This is a genomic window from Arthrobacter sp. H41 (assembly GCF_000520535.1).
Taxonomy (GTDB): domain Bacteria; phylum Actinomycetota; class Actinomycetes; order Actinomycetales; family Micrococcaceae; genus Arthrobacter_D.
Genome location: NZ_KI914839.1, coordinates 1 through 1301, shown reverse-complemented (window position 1 = coordinate 1301; position 1301 = coordinate 1). Strand labels below are relative to the sequence as shown.

The following is a 1301-nucleotide window of genomic DNA, read 5'->3' as shown; positions in this document are numbered from 1 at the left end:
TTCCTGCCCGGCAGCCACGGGACTGTTCTGTGCTGATCGGCGCTGGTCCTAGGCCGCCCGGGTGAGGACGTCCTCGATGTAGGCGAGCAGCGTCCGGACACCGACGCCGGTTCCCGACTTCGGGGTGTAGCCGTACGCCGATCCCTCATTGAAGGCCGGCCCTGCGATGTCCAGGTGCGCCCAGGGGATTTTCTCCCCGTCGACCTGACCCACGAATTCGCGCAGGAAGACGGCGGCGGTCATCATGCCGCCGTTGCGTTCGCCGATGTTCGCGATATCGGCAACCTGCGAATCGAGGCTCGGGCGGAGCTCCTCGGGGAGCGGCATCGGCCAGAACTGCTCGCCGGCGCGGTCCGCTGCGGCCTTGACGGCGTCACGCACGCCGTCGTCGCCCATCACTCCCGAGACGCGGGTACCCAGGGCGATCATCTGGGCGCCCGTCAGCGTGGCGATGTCGATGATCGCATCCGGCGCTTCCTCGCTTGCGGCGGCGAGGCCGTCGGCGAGAACGAGGCGTCCTTCGGCGTCGGTGTTGAGGACCTCGACCGTGCGGCCACCGAAGATGGTGAGGACGTCCTCGGGACGCTGGGCGGTGCCCGACGGCATGTTCTCGGCGAGGCACAGCCATGCCGTCACCTTGGCGGGAAGGCCGAGCTCGGCAACCGCGAGGAGGGTGTTCAGGACGACGGCGGCACCTGCCATATCGAGCTTCATGGTCTGCATGCCGGCGGCGGGCTTGAGGGACAGTCCGCCCGAGTCGAAGGTGATGCCCTTGCCGACCAGGGCCAGGTGGACCTTCGATTTGGCAGGGGAATATTCCACCTTGACCATCCGGGGCGGCCGGGACGAGCCCTTGCCGACGCCCAGGATTCCGCCGTAGCCGTCGCGCTCAAGCCTTTTCTCGTCCATCACGGTGACCTTGACCGGGAGGCCCTTCGCGAGGTCCTTGGCCGCCTGGGCGAACGTCTCGGGGTAGAGGTGGCTCGGCGGCTGGTTCACCAGCGATCGCGTCGCATTCACGTTCCTGCCCAGCACCGTGGCCCGCCGCAGGGCGTCCTGAAGCGTGGGATCCTGCGCGCACTCGCAGTGGACGATCACGTTCCTGACCGCGCCCGTGTCCTTCTTCGGTGCGGCGGCGCCGTCGGCCCCGATGCCCGACCGGTAGCCCTCATAGTCGTAGGCACCGAGGGCCGCGCCCTCGGCGACCGCCGCCGCTTCGGCGACGGAGGGGGAGGGAAGGGCGACGACGACGGTCTCCAGTCCCGCGAGCTGGCGGATGGCGGCGCCGACGGCCCGCCGGA

At 69.5% G+C, this 1301-nt stretch carries 1 protein-coding gene; it reads right to left on the bottom strand.

Annotation, left to right across the window (positions count from 1 at the left end; genetic code table 11):
• Positions 1-48: 48 nt before the first annotated feature.
• The coding region (locus tag Y705_RS0115575) for a leucyl aminopeptidase (RefSeq protein WP_026533522.1) at positions 49-1301 on the bottom strand (1253 nt) is incomplete at its 5' end.